The following is a 16,298-nucleotide window of genomic DNA, read 5'->3' as shown; positions in this document are numbered from 1 at the left end:
TCAACACTCCCACTCTAGTAAATGATTTTGTACCATTGCCGGAGCCGCAAGCCATAGAGTGGCAAAAAGTACAACAAAATCAAAATGAGCAACTACCTAATGATCAAAAAGAATTAACCAAACAGAATGATGATACGCAGCCTCAAAAACAAGAAGAAGTTTTAGTTCAGCTGCAGCAAACACAACAGCATCAACCACCACCTCTGCCACCGGAAAACAGCCCACTTCATACTGTAGAAAATATACAAAAACTGGATTACTGGTATACTAACGATGATATAAAAAATATATTAGAAGCAAATATAGAAAAAAATAAATTCTCTATAGTTACTAATGTTGATTTAACACACCCTGAACAAGTAAGAGAGGCACTTAGCGAGGGAGTATATGAGGATTTAAAGAAAAAAGGTAAAGTTGTAATTATGCCCATTAATACCGGAGGACACTGGGTAAGTATGATTATTAGTAAAGATAATGATACAAATAAGATAATATTTACTTATAATGATCCTTTGGGCAGATCGTTAAATGATCGTCCTGACTTAATAGCTCTTATTACCGAGGTTTGTTCTGATGCAGAAATAATGGATTTAAAAACTCAACAATAAGAAGAAGGAAATACTTCGGACTGTGGAGTTTTTGTATGTGATAATTTAATAAAACAATCTCAAGGTCTTGAAATTCTCTCTACAGAGCAATGTAAAGGGCAAGGACTAAGTTTAAGAAAATCTCAAGCTGAAACATTAAAACAAAGTTTAATAGCTCAACAAGTCCAAGAACAACATGTTTATATTAACGTAGATAGTAACGCTTCAGATGACGAAGATAATAACGGTAATAATATTGAAGTAGTCCGCCTTCCTTATGGTGATAATGGTGAAGTTGATGAGCTTGGTATTGCCTCTCAACATAATGAGTAACATTAAATTATAGAAAATGTTTGTAAATTTTGCTAGAAGTTTGACGTTGCGATGTCATTCCTGTGAAAGCAGGAATCTATTTTGTCATCCCGTGGCTTGACTGGCGTTGTTGCATGGATCGATTTTTCAGTTGTCATACCGCGACTTGACCACGGATGACACGTTACACCGAAAAAGAATTACCGCAGCCGCATTTTGCTTTAGCTTGCGGATTACTAACGTTGAAATATGAACTGCCGAGTTCCTCTATAAAATCTAAAGTACAATCTAGCATAAATTTTTGAGATATAGGATCAATAATAATTGTAGCATTATGTTTAGTAATGACATAATCATCTTGCTCTATATTATCTTTTGAGACTAGTTCGTAATTATACATAAGTCCTGAACAACCGCCGCTATCAACAGAAACTCGCAGTACTAAATTCTTATCTTTTTCTAGCTCTATTAACTCGCAAACTCGTTGAAAAGCTTTATCCGTAATTGTTATCGTCACCAAAATTACCTTGTAAAAGTCTTGTAAATTATATAGTATAATGAATATTTTTTCAAGATGGCGTTGTGGTGTAGCTTTGGTACAGTGGTTCTATGTCATTCCCGCGTAGGTGGGAATCCAGTAAAATCTATAAAAACTTGTTTTTATAGCAAGTATGCTTATTATTAGGCTATTTATTCTGGATTCCCGCCTACGCGGGAATGACACAAGAGACTCATAATAACGCCTTTCAAAATAAAGGATAACGATGCTTGCTTCATACGCTTCTGATCCTCTTAAAAGTAGGGGAAGATTATATAAAGAAATCCCTACCTCTTATAGAAATGAGTTTGAACGTGATCATGATCGCATTATTCATACCAATGCATTTAGGCGTTTGCAATATAAAACTCAGGTTTTTATTAATCATGAGGGAGACCATTACAGAAATAGGCTAACTCATTCCCTCGAGGTTTCGACTGTTGCACGCTCGGTTGCTAATACTTTAAATTTATCAAGTGATTTGGCTGAGACAATAGCACTTGCTCACGATCTTGGGCATACGCCTTTCGGTCATGCGGGAGAGAGAGCTTTAAATGAATGTATGAAAGAGTATAACGGCTTTTCCCATAATGCTCAATCTTTGAAAATATTAACACTACTTGAGAAGAGATATGCCGCTTATAACGGAGTAAATTTAACATGGGAAGTTTTAGAAGGAATCGTAAAACATAATGGTCCTATAACTGGTGAAATAAATGAATATATAGCGGAGTATAATAAACAAAATGATTTAGAGCTTAGTACTTATGCGTCAGCGGAGGCACAAATAGCAGCACTTGCTGATGATATTAGCTATATTTCGCATGATTTGGAAGATAGTATCGGTGCTAAAATCATCGATTTTAATAGTCTAGCTGAGCTTAAATATATTGACAGCTACGTTTTTGAACTCAAGTCAAAATTTAAGAATATTAGCTCCTCATGTCTGATTTATGAGGTAGTACGTAAGTTAATGCATGAATTGATTACCGATTTATTATGGCAAACAAAAGAAAATTTAAATAAAGAAAAAATTACTAATATAGACGAAATACGTAACTTAAATTATCAGATAGTGGATTTTACCGAAAAAACTAATGAACGTATTATGGAAACTAAAAAGTTTCTGCATGAGCGAGTTTATAAAAGTAATAAAATTACGGCCATCAGCCTTAAATGTACTAAAATTGTTCAAGGTCTGTTTAAGGTTTATATGGATGATATTAATTTATTACCGGTTAATTGGAAAATGCTAATAGACTCTAATGAAACATATAGTAAAGCTAGAGTTATTGCCGATTATATAGCAGGTATGACCGACCGTTTTGCCATTCAAGAATATAATCAGCTTTGTTCGCTGAATTTTAATAATATCTAAAAACTTAATTATGAATATATTTAATCAATTAAAACAAGATATAATTGCAGCAAGCAGGCAATTATATAATAATCAAGAAATAGCAAATAATGCTACTATTGAAACTCCGAAAGATAGTTTTAACGGTGATTTATCAAGTAATATTGCAATGATTATTGCTGCTAAAGAAAATATTTCTCCTCGGGAAGTGGCTTTAAAGTTTAAGGAAATTCTTATAACATTACCTTATATTACAAGTATAGAAATAGCAGGACCCGGCTTTATTAACTTTACTATAAAAGCCGAAACTTGGCAGATAGTAATTAAAGATATTCTACAGCACGAAGAAAAGTTTTTTGAAATTGATATAGATAAAAGCAAAAATATTAACATCGAGTATGTTTCGGCAAATCCCACCGGTCCAATGCATATAGGACATGCTAGGGGTGCGGTATATGGTGATGTGCTAGCTAGAATTTTGCAAAAAGTAGGTTATTCCGTTACAAAAGAATATTATGTTAATGATGCAGGTTCGCAAATAAATGATTTAGTTAGTACGGTATTATTACGTTATAGAGAAGCTCTGGGCGAGAAAATTACTATCCCTACCGGTTTATACCCGGGCGAGTATTTGATTCCGCTTGGACAAATTTTGGCGAAAGAATACGGTAATAAATTATTAACTATGAATGAGAATGAAAGATTCAAAATAGTCAAAAATTTTGCCGTAGAAAAGATGCTTGATTTAAATAAAAAAGATTTAGCGGATCTCGGTATTAAACATGATATATTTTTTTCTGAACAGTCATTGCATGATAAAGGTAAAATAGAGGAAACGGTGAAATTACTTACCGGTATGGGGCTGATTTATGAAGGAACACTCCCTGCTCCTAAAGGTAAAGTTCATGATGAATGGGATAACAGAGTTCAAAAATTGTTTAAATCTACTGACTATGGTGATAGTCAAGATCGTCCTATAGAAAAAGCTGATGGAAGTTGGTCTTATTTTGCTTCCGATCTTGCATATGCTAAGGATAAAATAGATAGGGGAGCAAGTTACCTAATTTATGTACTTGGTGCAGATCATAGCGGATATGTTAAAAGAATCGAGGCAATAGTTAAGGCTCTAGGCAAAGAGCAGGTTAAAGTAGACGTTAAAATCTGTCAATTGGTCAATTTTGTTGAAAATAGTATGCCGGTTAAAATGTCAAAACGTCTTGGGAGCTTTGCTAGTGTACAAGATGTAAACCATGAGGTAGGGAAAGATATCATAAGATTTATGATGTTAACAAGGCAAAATGATAAACCGCTTGATTTTGATTTAGTAAAAGTGAAAGAACAATCAAGAGAAAATCCTATCTTCTACGTACAATATGCACATGTGAGAACAATATCTATTTTATCAAAAGCTAGAGAATTAATGCCTGAATCTTATAATGACTTTGAAGCAGGTAAGTATGATTTGTCTTTATTATCTTCTGAAGAAGAAATTGAGATCATAAAACTTTTGGCTAGCTGGACAAAAACATTAGAAACATCTGCAAAATATTTTGAACCGCACCGCATTGCATTTTATTTAATAAACTTAGCTTCAAAATTTCATTCTATGTGGAATTTTGGTAAAGAAAATAGCGATTATAGATTTGTAATCGAGAGCAATAAAGAATTAACACTAGCACGTCTTGCTCTTGCAAGTGCCATACAGAAAGTTATAGCTAGTGGTCTTGAAGTGATAGGTGTAGAGCCTATGGTAAAGATGTAACATGAAGCAACTAATCCTGTCATCCCGTCGCTTGACCACGGGATCCAGTATAAAGCAAGATAAATCGAGCTTTTTGTATTCGTATTTTTTTACTGGACCCCGTGGTCAAGCCACGGGGTGACAGTGGTGAAACTGAGCCATACAATATGATCAATAATATTTTTGTTAAAATATTTCTAGTGTGCTTAATATGTATATCCGCTATTTATTTTGGTTATCAATATTACCAGAATAGCAAGCCGGTAATTACTATTTATCCTGATGAGCTGCCTACAAAAATAAAACCGTCTATAATAGAAAATAACCAAATAGTAGCAGTACATAGTAGTATATATGAAAATCTTATTGCTAAAGATACAAATATTAAAACCGTAAAATTGCTTCCTGACCCTGAAAAACCTATGAATATAGATTCTCGTAACCAAAGTCAAAGCAATGAATCTTTTGATAAAATATCTAACCTGATTGCATTAATAGAACCAAATAGTAACTCCAAAAATGAAACGGATTTAAATATAATAAAGCTTGAAAAAGGAAGTAAGGATAAGGTTAGTAATGCTAAAAATTGTAAAAATAATGAGAGTTATAAAATACAGCTTGGTTCGGTAAAATCTGAAGCAGAAGCAATGCAAGAAGGGGAAAGAATAAAAAAGAAATTCCCGAAAATTCTTAAAAATGTTGTTATCACAACCAAAAAAGTTAAATATGACGACGGCAAATTTTTCTATTTAATCTTAGCCGGTGATTATGGTAGTCTTAGTCAAGCCAAAGCAGTTTGTAAGAAACTAGCTTATAACAAACAGAGTTGTGTGTTGAAATAATAATACGGAATTAAAATTGACAAATGTATCAGATATTATACTATTACTAATAATATAATTTACGGTAACTTATGGCAGCTAAAAGATTACTAGTTTCTTTAGACGAAAAAACTTTTGATGAAATTACAAATTTGGCAAAAATTAATAAATCTTCTTCTTCTAAAGTAGCAAAAGAGCTTATTATATCTAGCCTTGAGCTTGAAGAAGATGCTTTATTTTTAAAACTTGCAGAAAAAAGACTAGCAGAGGCTAAATACTGGGTAAAGCATGAAGATGCTTGGAAGTAAACAACGTGTATAATATTATTTACTTAGATAAGGTTACCTCCAGAGATATTCCAAAACTTTCTCCTCCTATTAAAGCTATGGTAAAATCTGCTATTGAAGAAAAACTACTTGCTGATCCGATAAAGTTTGGTAAACCTTTAAGATATAATTTAAAAAATTCTCGTTCTTTAAGGATAGGTGACTATAGAGTAATTTATCAAATTGAAAACATTACTATCCAAATATTAAAAATAGGACACCGCAGAGATTGTTACGATTATGAAAGAAGCTAAAATAGAAAATATTGACTTTGGTAATGCGTTATCGGAGCGTTATCTTGCTTATGCGTTGTCAACGATTATGTCACGTTCGCTTCCTGACGTACGCGACGGACTTAAGCCTGTACATCGTAGGTTATTATACGCAATGCTACAGTTAAGGCTTGAGCCGAATTCCGGTTATAAGAAATGTGCAAGAGTAGTCGGTGACGTAATCGGTAAATATCACCCGCACGGTGATGTGGTAGTGTATGATACTTTGGTACGCCTTGCTCAACATTTTTCGCTTCGTTATCCTTTAATTGACGGGCAGGGTAATTTCGGCTCTATCGATGGCGATAATGCAGCAGCTATGCGTTATACCGAATCACGCATGACGGAAATATGTACTTTATTAATGGTAGATATTGATAAAGATACGGTAGATTTTCGCCCTACTTATGACGATTCAGATTTAGAACCGATAATAATGCCGGCAAGTTTTCCGAACTTACTAGCTAACGGTTCGGAAGGTATAGCAGTCGGTATGGCAACCAATATACCGCCGCATAATTTACATGAGTTATGTGATGCTCTAATGTATTTAATCGACCACCCAAAAGCTGAAATTAACGATATAATGAACTTTATCAAAGGTCCTGATTTCCCGACCGGTGGCATAATTATTGATAAAGCCGAACTTATAAATGCTGCATATACTACCGGACGCGGTAGTTTCAGAGTAAGAAGCAGATGGGAAAAAGAAGAGCTAAGTTATGGTACATATCAGATAGTCGTAACAGAGATACCTTATCAGGTTCAAAAATCAAAACTTATAGAACAAATAGCAATATTACTAAAGGATAAAAAAATCCCGCTTGTTAGCAATATTAGAGATGAATCAACCGATATTATTAGATTAATTATTGAACCTAGAGATCGTAGCTGTGATCCACAAATAGTTATGGAATCTCTATTCAAGCTAACGAATTTAGAAAGCCGCATTCAGCTAAATATGAATGTGATCGGCAGTAATAACGTGCCGAGAGTAATGAATATTTTAGAGGTTTTACAAGAGTTTTTAGCTCATAGACAAAATATTGTTACTCGCAGGTCAACTTATCTTTTAAACAAAATCAAGCATCGTTTAGAAATTCTAGAAGGTCTTAGAATAGCTTATCTAAATCTTGATGAGATAATTAAAATTATTCGTGAAGAGGATGAGCCGGAAGCGATAATGATGGAGCGGTTTAAACTAACCGAAATACAGGTAGAAGCAATATTAAATACTCGTCTTCGCTCGTTACGCAAACTTGAAGAGCAGGAAATTATTAATGAACATAGTAACTTGCAGAAGCAACAAGCTATATTAGAAGAGATTTTAAATAATCCTAAAGAACTATGGAAAATAGTTAAAAAAGAAATAAAAGCAGTACAAACGAAATTTGGATTAAATACAGTAATAGGAGCTAGACGTACAAGCTTTGAAGAAGTAACGCTTACGAATCAGGTAGTTGATATAACAGCGTTTATTACTAAAGAGCCGATTACTATTATCTGCTCAAAAATGGGGTGGATGCGTTCGTTAAAAGGTCATAACACCGATTTATCGACTATTAAATATAAAGAAGGGGACACAGAGAAGTTTATTATAGAAGCTTACACGACCGATAAGATACTAATAGTAAGTTCGGAGGGTAGGTTTTTTACTTTACTTGCTGATAATATTTCTAAAGGTAAAGGAACAGGAGAATCTATAAAGCTGCTTGTGGATATAGGCAATAACGATATTACTAATATTTTAGTCCATAAACCTGATCAGCTTTTATTACTTGCAAGTAGTATAGGTAAAGGCTTTTTGGTTAATTCAAATGAAGTAATGGCTCAAACAAAAACAGGAAAGCAAATTATGAACGTGCCTGATGGTCACACATGTATAGTGTGTTTACCTGTAAACGGGGATAGTATTGCTTGTATCGGTGAAAGCCGTAAATTACTGGTATTTAATATAGATGAGATACCGGAAATGAAAAAGGGGCAAGGCGTAACGCTGCAAAAATTTAAGAATGCAAAGTTACTTGATATTAAAATATTTAATAAAGAAGATGGCTTAGGTTGGAACAACAATGGAAAAGTAAAACTTGAGAAAAACATCATTGCATTTTTAGGAAAAAGAGGTAGTACCGGTAAATTACCGCCTATGGGCTTCCCTAAAAATAATAGATTTTCATCATAATTATAATAAAGATTGAGTGTATACAAAAAACAGCATATTTTATATGGTTTGATACAAGCGAATTATCTATAAATTCGCTTGTATCGTTCTATTATTAAAAGTTTTTAAATTCATCTTGCCTATTTAAATTAATAGATGTTACTATCTCCTACTCCTATAATATCAACCTGATTATCCTGATGACCTTCCTCTAATTGATAATATGTAAAATCCTCATTATTATTATCGAAAAGATTATAAACCACGGTTAAGAACTTATTACTATCTTTAAAAAATTGAATTATAGTAGAACAATCCTCTCTAATTGTATCTATTAAAGGTTTTCCGATAGCGGTAGCAACCGCCATAAGTGCTGGTACCTTTATTGCATCAAATTTGCTTATAACGTGGTTGGGGCTTGAAATTTCTTTTAAGGTAAAACCTATACTCATTAAATGAGGGATTGCAGTAATATATTTATCTATAATATTACTTGTTTCCATCATGTTTTTAAATACGTTTAATATAGGAGAGAAAAAATTTTCATTGTCATCTGATGCGGATTTTTCGATATTCTGAGTTACATCTATCTTTATCTTGAGAGAATTATCCTGTTTCATATTAAAAAACTTCAATGCTGCCTCAAAATCCCCGTCTTTTGTATAGACTTTCTGAATATTTAAAGCATGTAATATTGTAAATATTTTTTTTAAGTTGGAACTAGAAACAAAATTATAAGCATCTTTAAATAATAATTTAGAAGCGGTTGCATATCTTGTAACTGCTTTTAATCCATTTATAAAGGAATATCCTGAGCTTGTAAATTGAGCATGATTCATAGTGTTACTCCTGTTTTAAAATAATAAAAATCATATATCACATGATTACCATATATTATGGTTACATCATAATATATGGTAATTAAAGAAAGTCAATATCTAAAAATAAAAAAAGTAAAATATATAATTTTATTTAATCAAAAGGCAATATAGTACGAATTTTTTAGGATTCGCCGATACTTATGTAATTTATGCTGTGTAGACCAATTTTAAATTCATCTTGGCTGCAGCATTTTTAAGTAAATGATAAACAATAATTTGATAAGAATTAGAGAGCTTTTTAAAAATTGTCCAGTACTATACATAAGATTGCTCTAAGCCTTGATTATAATAGTGATGGAACTTAATTTGTAAATAATTAAAACTTAAGTTTTGTACCTATAAGACCAACAGTACCTCGTGTTGTTTTACTAGGTGCTTCAGGGTAATATACAGGTTTACCTTTAGCTTGGAAATGAGAAATTTCAGCATATGGTAATAAACCAGGCATGATCTTATATTCAGTAGCGAGGCTCACAGCATCGACGGTGTTTTTATATCTTGAAGTTTTAAGATATTCTAGACTTGTTTTTATAGGTCCTTGTCCATAAGCAACTGCTCCATTGTAATAATAGGTATCACGACCGACTTTATAATATTCCTTAGTGGTTAAGCTTTTACCTAAATTACCGTAAGAAGCTCCACAAGAGAAATTACCATAAGTAAATACGGCTCCAAGATTATATGCTTTTAAATTAGAAAGCTTATAGGTATTCAATACTTCTATTACCTTAGTTCCGTCTATTTTAGCATGAACAAGACGACGAGCAGGTTTACCATACTCTCCGGTAACGGATAATTTTAAGTCTGCATCTTCGCTAATTTCATGTTCATAAGTTAAGCCGGCAGAAAAAGCATCTCTAATATTCTGATTTATAGTCATAGTTTCGCCGTTTCCTAAGGAAACCGTCTTTATTCCGGTTCTAGAAACACTAACTCCGTTTCTTCCTGAGCTTTCAAGCGTTAAATTATTTATATCTTTGTTACCGCCCGTATTAGCAGTATCGGGAGTATAAGAGATGCCGGCCTGGAAGCCTTTCATTTTAGGTGTGAAAAAGTTGAGTCTTCTAGCTTTTTCAGTTTTTTCATTGATTTGATCAAAAGAGTTCGAGTATGATTCAAGATAAAAGCTAGCACTAGTATCGAAATCTGGTTTTAAACCGTTATACCTCATATATTGACCGTCAAGTAGAGCATATCTATAACATCCTCCGGTACCTGCGGTTACTTGAGAGCCGGTAACACGCAATTTAGCACTTGCATCGACAGGAGAGCCTAATTCTACTTTACCGTAACTAGTTTCAATAAAGATATGTGATCCATTATAACTTGCAGAGGTTTTTGCTCTTGTAGTAGGCTGAAGCACTATTTTAGCACCTGCTATTACATCATTGATAGTTTTAGAAATAGTTGCTGCAAACGCTGCTTCCGTGTAAAACCCTAGCTTTTTCCTGTTATCAGTTACATTTTTATCAAATAAAATTAAATGATCCTGTTTAATATAACCGCTTTCAAATAAATAAAATCCTTCTAATTTTATTTCAGTATCAGAATTAGAAATAACAGGTGTTGGATTTTCTTCGGCAAGACCAGCGGATGCAAGGCAAATAATACTTGCAGTTAATAATAATTTTTTCACTTTAATAAATCCCTATTTAAATAATAAAATTTACTATACAAAATAAATTTTTAGATTAATAAATATAAATCAACTACATTAGAATATAATAATACTTTTCAGAATTGACAATAAAAAAACTATTTTAATTTGTAATAATTTAATTTAAAGTATACAATGTTGTATTATTATCACTATCATTATTCAAGCAGCCTCAGACTTATAGTTTTAAAGAAAAATTTTGTATTGTAAATAATTATGAGTTATAATTATTAGTTTATTAATTAAATTAAGTTTTGATTATGGCTATAATGTCAGATAAGTGGATAAAAGAAGCTGTTATAAATCAAAGTATGATAAGGCCCTTTGCGGAAAAACAGGTAAGAGTTCATAATAAAGAAAAGATTATTTCTTACGGCTTATCTTCTTACGGCTATGATGCTAGAGTATCTAATGAATTTAAAATATTCACCAATATAAATTCTACTACGGTTGATCCAAAAAATTTCAGTGAATATAATTTAGTTGATAGAGAAGTAGATGTGTGTATTATTCCACCTAATAGTTTTGCCCTTGGCAGAACTATAGAATATTTTAAAATACCGCGTGATGTATTAGTTATTTGTGTCGGCAAGTCCACTTATGCAAGATGCGGTATAATAGTAAATGTGACTCCGTTAGAACCGGAGTGGGAAGGACATGTAACTTTAGAGTTTTCTAATACTACTCCATTACCTGCTAAAATATATGCAAATGAAGGAGCTTGTCAGTTTTTATTTTTAAAAAGTGATCAAATTTGTGATACTTCATATGCCGATCGCCAAGGAAAATATATGAAACAAGTAGGCGTAACTTTACCGTTAACATAACTTTTTTATGTAAGAACCTGTTCACGATCTTAATTTTAAAGCTAATTAAAATCTTTTTAGCCGCAAATTATAAGATTTTTTTGAAATAAGAATACTATCCCTACAAAAATCTTATTAATTTTCGCTTAAAAACCTGTTTAATTATCAATCAAAATAAAATCGTGAATAGGCTCTAAAAAATTATATTAAATTTTTAATAAGGATTTTTATGAGTACAATAAACACCGATACTAATGAGGCAATGCCGCATATTTCCGTTAATGCACAATATATAAAAGATTTATCTCTTGAGAACCCTTCTGCCCCGTCTTCTCTTGCGGCTTTAGATCAACGCCCTCAAATTGATTTATCTCTAGATATAAATATTACTAATTTATCGGAAGAAAATTTCTATGAAGTAGAGTTAAATATCGAAGCAACTGCAAGAAATGAAAAATATAAATTATTTCAGATAGAATTAAAATATGCCGGAGTATTTAATTTAATTAATATTGATTCTGAACAACATCCAATTTTATTATCTGTTCATTGTCCGGCAATGATATTTCCATTTGCTAGAAAAATTATAGCTAGCTGTACTCAAGATGCAGGATTCCAGCCTTTAATGATTGATCCTATAGATTTTGGTGCCTTATATCATAAGAAAATGTCAGAGCATCAAAACTAAGAAAATCATTTAATTATTTAATAAATTTCGTTTTAAACGCCATGGTTTTTAAATCACAGATAGAGCTTAATAGTAAAAATTATATCAATTTGATTAAATATTCTTTACTTATGTAATTAATGAATGTATAAAGCACTAGATAAAAAATTATAATTCAGTTAACAATAATTAACTGTAATTAAATTATAGCACAATATAAAAATTGAATTTTATGGAGAAAAATAATGAGAGTTTTGTTAATTGAAGACGAACCGGAAATGGCTAACTTAATTGAGCTGACTTTAGCTTCAGAAGGTATAGTTTGCGATAAAGCTTCAGTTGGTGTGGAAGGTTTAAGGCTTGGTAAAGTCGGTGGTTATGATCTAGTGATTTTAGACCTTATGTTACCGGATATTAATGGTTTTGAGATATTATTAAGATTGCGTGCTGCAAAAATAAAAACCCCAATCTTAATTTTATCTAGCTTAACGGATACGGATCAAAAGATTACCGGTTTCTCTTCTGGAGCTGATGATTATTTAACCAAGCCGTTTGTAAGAGAGGAATTAATTGCTAGAATTAAAGCTATAGTTAGACGTTCTAAAGGTCATGCAGCATCAGTATTTAGGTTTGATAAGGTTAGCGTAAACCTAGATACTAGAACTGTAGAAGTTGACAGTAAAAAAGTACATTTGACGAACAAAGAATATGCTATTTTAGAGCTATTAATACTCCGAAGAGGAACTATTTTAACTAAAGAAATGTTCTTAAATCACTTATATAGTAGTGTTGACGAACCAGAAATGAAAATTATTGACGTATTTATTTGTAAACTTCGTAAAAAGTTAAGTGATGCTGCTGGCGGTAGAGATTATATCGACACTGTATGGGGACGCGGTTATATGCTAAAAGAATATGATGAATTACAACAAAAAGAAATTTTAGCACAAGGAGCATAACTAATGCCTTTATCTAACTCTTTACTTGGTAAAAAAAGTACTTATAAAGATAGTTATGATGCGACTTTATTATTTAAAATTCCACGTATAAATAATCGAAACGAACTTGGAATAAATAGTAATAATCTTCCGTTTTACGGTGTAGATATTTGGAATACATATGAACTATCTTGTCTTAATAAGAACGGTAAACCATGGGTTGGAGTAGGCACTTTTTATATACCGATGGATTCTGAAAATATAGTAGAATCAAAATCATTTAAATTATATCTAAATTCTTTTAATAACTTTGTTGTTGAATCATTAGAAGAACTAAAAAGAATTATCTTGCAGGATCTAAGTAATGTTACACACGCTAAAGTAACAGGACGTATATTTCCTATAAATACAAAAATAGAATTTGGTGTTCCAAGCGGTAAAAATATCGATGATTTAGATATAGTATGCAATAATTACGGTCCGCCCGATAATAGTTTAATTGAGTATGAAGATGTTTTAGTAGAAGAAGAGATTAATTCTAATTTACTAAAATCAAATTGCTTAGTAACCGGTCAACCGGATTGGGGTACAATCGTTATAAAATATAAAGGAAAAAAGTTAAAATATGATTCTTTCCTGAAATATCTAATATCTTTTAGAAATTGTAATGAGTTTGCAGAGCAGTGTGCTGAGTGTATTTTTACAGATATTAAAAACGCTATAAATCCTGATTTTCTTTCTATTTATATAGTATATACTAGGCGTGGAGGAATTGATATTTGTCCCTATCGTTCTACCAATAAAAGTTATACTTTACCTAGCGATAAACGATTTATTAGGCAATAATCACTTTTCTAATCCATAAAAAATCCATTCGATGTCATACCGTGGCTTGACCTATAGTACCGGACATTTTTCGTTCCATGTCATTCCCACGTAGGCGGGAATCCAGTAAAGTAAAGCTTTTAAAAAAAGCTTTACTTTAAAAAACTATGTAATAAAAAATCTTTAATTTTAAAGATTTTTTAATATGGATCCCCGCTTTCGCGGGGATGACATCGAGATTTTTTAAAAAAATGTCCGGTACTATAGGTCAAGCCACGGGGTGACACAGTGGATTTTACCGGTCTACGCAACAATGCCATGCGGGACTGACATAAACGCGTTTTTTGAGTCATGCAACAAGACCTAGAAGTGAACTAATAGAAGTTATTATAATTTTATGATTCTTTTGTAGGATTTTGTGGAGGCTTTAGGCTTTCTACTATTTTATTCAGGTCTATTTGACTACAGATCCCCAGTAATACGGGATCACGAGGACGAATAGAATTCATATTCCAATGGCTACGAGTTCTAATAGCATCTATAGTAGTCTTAGTAGTGCCTATTAATTTAATTATTTGATGGTCTTGGATGCTCGGATAATTAGACAATAACCAATATATAGCATCCGGTTTATCTTGACGCCTTGCTATAGGAGTGTATTTAGCACGCTGTTTTTTCTGATTTTTCATCAATTCATCAGCAGGGCTATATGAAATTTGTAAATTAGCATTAGGATCTTTACTGCAACGTTCAATTTCCTCTAAAGTTAACTGACCGTTTGCAATTGGATTTAAACCTTTTATACATTGTGCTACTTCACCGTCAGCCATACCTTTTATTTCAAATTCATGAATACCACAAAAATCGGCAATTTGTTTAAAGGTTAAAGAAGTATTTTCAATTAACCACATAGCCGTGGCTTTTGGCAGAAGCGGTAATGTTTTTTGCGAATTCATGATAATTGTTTTTTGGCTTAATTTAAGAAGTTATAACAAATAGAGTTATTTAAGTCAATCTTCATTTAGAAACTTAACTATCTCCTCAACTACTTTCTTAGCATCGCCGAATAACATAAAAGTATTATCGTGATAAAATAGCTCATTTTCTATACCTGCATATCCTGAAGCCATAGAACGTTTAATAAACAAAATAGTACGAGCTTTCTCAACATCGAGTACCGGCATACCGTAAATTGGGCTGTCTGGATCATTTTTAGCAGCAGGATTAGTTACGTCATTTGCCCCAATCACAAGCACTACGTCAGTGGTAGCGAAATCTCTATTAATTTCTTCAAGCTCAAGTACTTTCTCATAATCTATATTAGCTTCTGCAAGTAAAACATTCATATGCCCCGGCATTCTACCTGCTACCGGATGTACGGCAAAACGTACATTAATATCTGAACGTTCTAATATATCAACCATCTCTTTTATAATATGCTGAGACTGGGCTACTGCCATACCGTAACCTGGAACAATTATCACCGATGATGCATTAAGTAGTAAATGTGCCGCATCTTCAGGGCAGCTTGTTTTTGCTATTTTATCGTCATCTATATCCTTGTTAATCCCGGTAGGTGCAGGCAAAAACGCTCCAAAAATAACCTTGATTAATGAACGATTCATAGCCCTGCACATTATATAGCTAAGTATAGCTCCGCTACTACCGACCAATGCTCCGGTAATAATGAGTAGGCTATTGCTAAGCGTAAAGCCGATACCGGCTGCTGCAAAACCTGAATAAGAATTTAGCATTGATACTATAACCGGTATATCTGCACCGCCTACCGGTATTATTAGTAATACTCCGATTAACAGTGATAAAAAAACTATTAGATTAAATAAAAATATACTCTCTGAACGAATAAATAATATTATCAGAAGAACTAATATTATTGCCGTTAATAAGCATATATATTGCTGACCGTAGAATTTTAGTGGGCTACTTTTCATTAAGCCTTGTAGTTTTAGAAAAGCTATAACCGAACCGCTAAAAGTTAACGCTCCCATAGAAACTCCAAGCGATATTTCTATTAATGAATTAATCGGTAAACTTCCTGCTATTCCTATAGAAAAATTTTCAGGAGCAAGTATCGTAGCGTAAGCTATAAATACCGCAGCAAGACCAACAAAAGAGTGAAATCCGGCAACTAATTGAGGCATTGCCGTCATGGAGATTTTAAGTGCAATAATCCCTCCGATTATACCGCCTAATAATATGATTGCTATAATGGGTAATTTATGAGTAAAATCCGGGAGGAAAAAAGTAACGCCGACTGCTATCGCCATTCCCAAGATACCTATGGTACTACCTAAACGTGCTTGTTTCTGTGAGGATAAAAACTTTAGCGACAGAATAAAACAAACAGCCGCAACTAAGTATAATAACTGGATAATTTGTAGGGACATA

17 protein-coding genes and 1 pseudogene are annotated in these 16,298 nt (G+C 32.6%); 11 read left to right on the top strand and 7 right to left on the bottom strand.

The window, feature by feature from the left end; all coding sequences use genetic code 11:
- The first annotated feature begins 422 nt into the window (after positions 1–422).
- Positions 423–920, top strand: a pseudogene (locus SB78_RS11910) (Ulp1 family isopeptidase).
- Positions 921–1,083: 163 nt separating this feature from the next.
- Here the strand turns inward: SB78_RS11910 and SB78_RS01965 are convergent.
- Positions 1,084–1,416 carry an iron-sulfur cluster assembly accessory protein gene (locus tag SB78_RS01965; protein ID WP_041078163.1) on the bottom strand — a complete coding sequence of 111 codons (333 nt, stop codon included), beginning with the start codon at positions 1,414–1,416 and terminating at the stop codon, positions 1,084–1,086.
- Between the two features lie 247 nt (positions 1,417–1,663).
- Between SB78_RS01965 and SB78_RS01960 the strand changes: the two genes are divergently transcribed.
- Positions 1,664–2,815: a deoxyguanosinetriphosphate triphosphohydrolase gene (locus SB78_RS01960; RefSeq protein ID WP_041078161.1), complete on the top strand. Its 1,152-nt coding sequence runs from the start codon at positions 1,664–1,666 to the stop codon at positions 2,813–2,815.
- Between the two features lie 10 nt (positions 2,816–2,825).
- Positions 2,826–4,556 (top strand): arginine--tRNA ligase, encoded by a 1,731-nt coding sequence (gene argS / locus SB78_RS01955; RefSeq protein WP_041078159.1) that lies wholly within the window; start codon positions 2,826–2,828, stop codon positions 4,554–4,556.
- Positions 4,557–4,575: 19 nt separating this feature from the next.
- Here the strand turns inward: argS and SB78_RS11905 are convergent, their stop codons facing one another.
- Entirely contained in the window at positions 4,576–4,701 is a 126-nt protein-coding gene (locus tag SB78_RS11905; RefSeq protein WP_410524497.1) for a palindromic element RPE4 domain-containing protein, read from the bottom strand.
- Position 4,702: 1 nt separating this feature from the next.
- On the opposite strand from SB78_RS11905, the gene SB78_RS01950 reads away from it, so the two are divergent.
- From SB78_RS01950 to parC, 4 genes are all read left to right on the top strand, one after another.
- Positions 4,703–5,377, top strand: a complete 675-nt coding sequence (locus SB78_RS01950) for an SPOR domain-containing protein (RefSeq protein ID WP_041078157.1) — start codon at positions 4,703–4,705, stop codon at positions 5,375–5,377.
- Between the two features lie 71 nt (positions 5,378–5,448).
- The gene (locus tag SB78_RS01945) at positions 5,449–5,664 is read left to right on the top strand and encodes a hypothetical protein (RefSeq protein WP_041078155.1); all 216 of its coding nucleotides are present in this window, start codon (positions 5,449–5,451) and stop codon (positions 5,662–5,664) included.
- Complete coding sequence (locus tag SB78_RS01940) at positions 5,655–5,936, top strand: type II toxin-antitoxin system RelE family toxin (protein ID WP_041078153.1); 282 nt, start codon at positions 5,655–5,657, stop codon at positions 5,934–5,936. The genes SB78_RS01945 and SB78_RS01940 overlap by 10 nt, the downstream gene beginning before the upstream one ends.
- On the top strand, positions 5,923–8,136 hold the full coding sequence (gene parC / locus SB78_RS01935; protein ID WP_041078151.1) for a DNA topoisomerase IV subunit A: 2,214 nt from the start codon (positions 5,923–5,925) through the stop codon (positions 8,134–8,136). Before SB78_RS01940 ends, parC begins: the two co-directional genes overlap by 14 nt.
- 128 nt (positions 8,137–8,264) lie before the next feature.
- On the opposite strand, the gene SB78_RS10600 is transcribed toward parC, so the two are convergent.
- Positions 8,265–8,954: a hypothetical protein gene (locus SB78_RS10600; protein WP_241773667.1), complete on the bottom strand. Its 690-nt coding sequence runs from the start codon at positions 8,952–8,954 to the stop codon at positions 8,265–8,267.
- Positions 8,955–9,312: 358 nt separating this feature from the next.
- Complete coding sequence (locus tag SB78_RS01925; RefSeq protein ID WP_041078149.1) at positions 9,313–10,632, bottom strand: porin; 1,320 nt, start codon at positions 10,630–10,632, stop codon at positions 9,313–9,315.
- Between the two features lie 281 nt (positions 10,633–10,913).
- On the opposite strand from SB78_RS01925, the gene dcd reads away from it, so the two are divergent.
- The 4 genes from dcd (at position 10,914) to queF (ending at position 13,910) form a co-directional block, all read left to right on the top strand.
- Entirely contained in the window at positions 10,914–11,480 is a 567-nt protein-coding gene (gene dcd / locus SB78_RS01920) for a dCTP deaminase (RefSeq protein ID WP_010420471.1), read from the top strand.
- Positions 11,481–11,688: 208 nt separating this feature from the next.
- Entirely contained in the window at positions 11,689–12,147 is a 459-nt protein-coding gene (gene secB, locus SB78_RS01915; protein ID WP_041078145.1) for a protein-export chaperone SecB, read from the top strand.
- 224 nt (positions 12,148–12,371) lie between these two features.
- Positions 12,372–13,085, top strand: coding sequence for a response regulator transcription factor CtrA (ctrA, locus tag SB78_RS01910; protein WP_041078143.1), 714 nt, complete (start codon positions 12,372–12,374; stop codon positions 13,083–13,085).
- Positions 13,086–13,088: 3 nt separating this feature from the next.
- Positions 13,089–13,910, top strand: a complete 822-nt coding sequence (queF, locus tag SB78_RS01905; protein ID WP_041078141.1) for an NADPH-dependent 7-cyano-7-deazaguanine reductase QueF — start codon at positions 13,089–13,091, stop codon at positions 13,908–13,910.
- Positions 13,911–14,089: 179 nt separating this feature from the next.
- Here queF and SB78_RS09600 read toward each other — a convergent pair whose 3' ends face one another.
- From SB78_RS09600 to SB78_RS01895, 3 genes are read right to left on the bottom strand one after another with little or no spacing between them, the layout of a single operon-like run.
- Entirely contained in the window at positions 14,090–14,242 is a 153-nt protein-coding gene (locus SB78_RS09600; protein WP_158510083.1) for a hypothetical protein, read from the bottom strand.
- A gap of 42 nt (positions 14,243–14,284) precedes the next feature.
- Positions 14,285–14,845, bottom strand: a complete 561-nt coding sequence (locus SB78_RS01900) for a cell cycle transcriptional regulator TrcR (RefSeq protein WP_041078139.1) — start codon at positions 14,843–14,845, stop codon at positions 14,285–14,287.
- A 54-nt stretch (positions 14,846–14,899) separates the two neighbouring features.
- Positions 14,900–16,297 (bottom strand): NAD(P)(+) transhydrogenase (Re/Si-specific) subunit beta, encoded by a 1,398-nt coding sequence (locus tag SB78_RS01895; RefSeq protein WP_041078137.1) that lies wholly within the window; start codon positions 16,295–16,297, stop codon positions 14,900–14,902.
- Position 16,298: the final 1 nt, after the last annotated feature.

This window comes from Rickettsia asembonensis, from assembly GCF_000828125.2.
Lineage (GTDB): Bacteria > Pseudomonadota > Alphaproteobacteria > Rickettsiales > Rickettsiaceae > Rickettsia > Rickettsia asembonensis.
This window is presented reverse-complemented; position numbering and strand designations above follow the sequence as displayed.